The following is a 3,881-nucleotide window of genomic DNA, read 5'->3' on the forward strand; positions in this document are numbered from 1 at the left end:
CGGCGTCGGCGTTGCCCGCGGCTATCTCGGCCGGGCTTCATTGACCGCGGAGCGGTTCGTGCCAGATCCATTCGCATCCGGCGAGCGTCTGTATCGCACCGGGGATCTGGCGCGCTGGCGCGCTGACGGCGCGCTCGACTATCTCGGCCGCATCGACACCCAAGTGAAGATCCGCGGCTTCCGCATCGAGCTCGGCGAGATCGAGGCGGCACTCTCGGCACATTCCACTGTCGAGCAGACGGCCGTGGTGGTGCGCGAGGACAGCGGTGAGCGCCGGCTGATCGGTTACATCACGACACGCGATGGCCTGCCTTGTGAACCCGAGACGCTGCGGCGGCATCTGCAGACCACGCTTCCCGACCATATGGTGCCGTCGGCGATCGTCAGGCTCGACCGCCTGCCGCTGTCGCCGAACGGCAAGCTCGATCGTAACGCGCTGCCGGCGCCGGAGTGGCAGGGCACAGGCGAGATCATCGCGCCGCGCAATGCGATCGAGGAAGCCCTCGCCGCGATCTGGCGCGAGGTGCTCAAACGCGAGTGCGTCTCCGTCACCGACAACTTCTTCGCGCTCGGCGGCGATTCGATCCAGTCGATCCAGGTGGTGGCGCGGGCCAAGCGGGCCGGGCTGATGCTGACGGCGCGGCAGGTGTTCGAGCAGCAGACGATCGCCGCGCTGGCGGCGGTAGCGGGCGCTGCCACGGTGGCGACAGCGGAGCAGGGGCTCGTCACGGGCGAGGTGCCGCTGACGCCGATCCAGCACTGGTTGTTCGGACAAGAGTTGGAAGCACCGCATCACTTCAACCAGGCGGTGCTGCTGGATGCGGATGCCGAGCTGACGCCGGCACGTGTGACGCAGGCGCTCGGTCATCTGCTGCGCCATCACGATGCGCTGCGGCTGCGCTTCCATCGGGAAGAAGATGGCTGGCGGCAGCGGCACGAGAAGGGCGAGAGCGCGCTCGCAAGTGAGGCGATCGTTGAAGCCATCGATCTCACCGAGTTCGGCGAGGCGGTGCAGCCTGCGGCGTTGCGGATGCATGCCGAGCGACTACAGGGGAGCCTCGATCTGCAAACCGGCCCGCTGCTGCGCGCGGCCTTGTTCGATTTGGGATCGCAAGGCAAGCGGCTGCTTGTGATCATCCATCATCTGGTGGTGGACGGCGTGTCCTGGCGGATCCTGCTGGAGGATTTGGCAACGGCGTTTGACGCGCTTCGGCGCGGTGAGCCGGTCAGGCTGGCGGCGAAGACGACCTCGTTCAAAGCCTGGGCCGAACGGCTGGCGGCGCATGCCGCCTCCGATGCCTTGCAGGGCGAGCTGGCCTATTGGCAAAGGCAGCCCTGGGCGGAGATGGGCCGTCTGCCGCGCGACCATGACGCCGGCACCAACAGCGCCGAGTCTGTGCGCACGGTCAGCACCTCGCTCGATGTGGCGGAGACGCGGGCGCTGCTGCAGGATGTGCCCGGCGTCTACCACACTCAGATCAACGACGTGCTATTGACGGCGCTGGTGGAGGCCTCGGCCGATTGGACCGGACGGCGCCAGTTGCTGGTCGGGCTCGAAGGCCATGGCCGCGAGGAGCTGTTTGGCGACATCGATGTGTCGCGCACGGTGGGCTGGTTCACCAGCCTGTTCCCGGTGCTGCTGGATGTCGGCGGGACGGCCGATCTGGGTGACGCGCTGAAGTCGGTGAAGGAGCAGCTGCGCGCCGTGCCCAACCGCGGCATCGGCTACGGCTTGCTGCGTTATCTCGCTGGCGCCGCCGTGCCGGAGGTCACGCCCGAGATCAGCTTCAACTATCTCGGCCAGCTCGACGGTGCCGCCGGCGAGGGCGGTTTGCGCTTTGCGGCGGAAGACGTCGGCGTCCAGCAGGATGGGCGGAATACCCGGGCGCACCTGATCGATGTCTCCGCTTATGTCCGCGATGGCCGCCTGCAGCTGCAATGGTTCTACAGCACGTCATTTCACGAGGCGTCGACGGTCGAGGCTTTGGCGGCAAGTCTTGTTGCATACCTGCGCACGCTGATCGCGCACTGCGAAACCAGCGAGGGCGGCTTCACGCCGTCTGATTTTCCACTCCTCCAGAACATTCTCAATTTTTGAGATCGGGAGCCGACCGATGAACATGCATAGCAGCAGAAACAAAGGCCAGTCCGGGATCGGTCAGCAGGACCTCGATCGCCTGATTGCCTCGATCGGCGGTCCGCGGCAGGTCGAGGACATCTATCCACTGTCGCTGATGCAGCAGGGCATGCTGTTCCACTCTCTCTACGAGCCCGACTCTGCGGTCTACGTCATCTCGCTCGCCTGCCGGCTCCAAGGTGACCTTGATGTCGATGCGTTCGAGCAGGCCTGGCGCATGGCAGTCGCGCGTCACGCGGTGCTGCGCACTGCCTTTGTCGGCCAGGATCTTGCGGTCCAGTTGCAGGTGGTGTTGCGCGAGGCGGTGTTGCCATTCGCACGGGAGGATTGGCGAGGCTTGGCGCTCGCCGAGCAAGAGAGGCGGCTCGCCGATCTGCAGCAGGCCGAGCGTCTCCGCGGTTTCTATTTCGCGCGCCCGCCGCTGATGCGGCTCGCCCTTGTCCGGACCGGCGAGCGTGATTACCGTCTGCTCTGGAACAGCCATCACATCCTGTTCGATGGCTGGTCGATCCCGTTGCTGCTCGATGATGTGTTTAACGCCTATGTCGCGTTGAGCCGGCGGGAGGTGCCGCAGCTGTCGCCGGTGCGTCCGTTCCGCGACTACATCGGCTGGCTGCAGCGCCAGGACATGCAAACCGCAGAAGCCTATTGGCGCAAGCGCCTCGCAGGCTTCGAGGCGCCGACCTCGTTGGTTCTGCAGCGCCCCGGCAGCGATACCACGAGAAGCGAGCGTTACGCCGAGCAGAGCCGTGTGCTCAAGACAGCGTTGACCGTGCTCGAAGGCTTCGCGCGGCAGCACAAATTAACGATCAACACGCTGGTGCAGGGGGCATGGGCGCTGCTGCTCGGCCGCTATTGCGATAGTGACAATGTGGTGTTCGGTGTCACAGTATCGGGACGTCCGGCAGAGCTGCCGGACGTGGAGCGCACGGTCGGGCTGTTTGTCAATACGCTGCCGCTGCGCGTAGCGCTGCCGGGCCGAACGACCGTGCTGGACTGGCTGCGTGATGTCCAGGTGCGGCAGACCGAAGTGTTGGAACATCAGTATAGCCCGCTGCCCCTGGTCCAGCGCTGGAGCGAGGTGGCGGATGGGACGCCGCTGTTCGAGAGCATCGTCGCGTTCGAGAATTATCCGACCGAGATATCGGCCGCCGCGGAGCTGACGCAAGCGCTGCGGATCAGTGACATCCATACCCTGGAGCGGACGAATTACCCGCTGACTCTGCAGGTCATTCTCGAACAATCCGTCTCGATGAATCTGATCTATGATGCCGAAAGGTTTGCGGCGTTGGCAGTCGAACGGTTGCTTGGCCAGTTTGCGCGGCTGCTGGGTGAGATCGTCGCCGATCCCGCGCGGCCGCTGTCGGCGCTGTCACCGCTCGGCGAGGACGAGCGGCATCAGGTGGTGAGCGCGTTCAACGCCACCGCGGTGAACACCCCACACGGCTTGCTGCATGCGCGGTTCGTGGCCCAGGCGGCACGGACGCCGGAGAAGATCGCGCTGCGCTTTGAGGACGCAACGCTGACTTACGACGAGCTCGACCGCCGGGCCAACCAGCTGGCGCATCATCTGCAGCAGCTCGGCGTCGGCCCCGATGTCGTGGTCGGCGTCTTGGCCGAGCGCTCATTCGAGATGGTGGTGGCGCTGTTCGGCATCCTCAAGGCGGGCGGGGCCTACCTGCCGCTCGACCCCGGCTATCCGGCCGAGCGGCTGGCCTACATGCTGGATGATGCCAAGGCGCCG

At 65.7% G+C, this 3,881-nt stretch carries 2 protein-coding genes; both read left to right on the top strand.

All coding sequences use genetic code 11. The features are described 5' to 3' along the window. Nucleotides 1-2,098 (top strand): condensation domain-containing protein (locus BRAS3843_RS42270; RefSeq protein WP_035982637.1); only part of this gene is annotated, 2,098 nt, incomplete at its 5' end. A gap of 16 nt (nucleotides 2,099-2,114) precedes the next feature. Then, nucleotides 2,115-3,881: condensation domain-containing protein (locus BRAS3843_RS42275; protein ID WP_244425460.1), on the top strand; the 1,767-nt coding region annotated here is incomplete at its 3' end.

This window comes from Bradyrhizobium sp. STM 3843 (genome assembly GCF_000239815.1).
GTDB lineage: Bacteria > Pseudomonadota > Alphaproteobacteria > Rhizobiales > Xanthobacteraceae > Bradyrhizobium.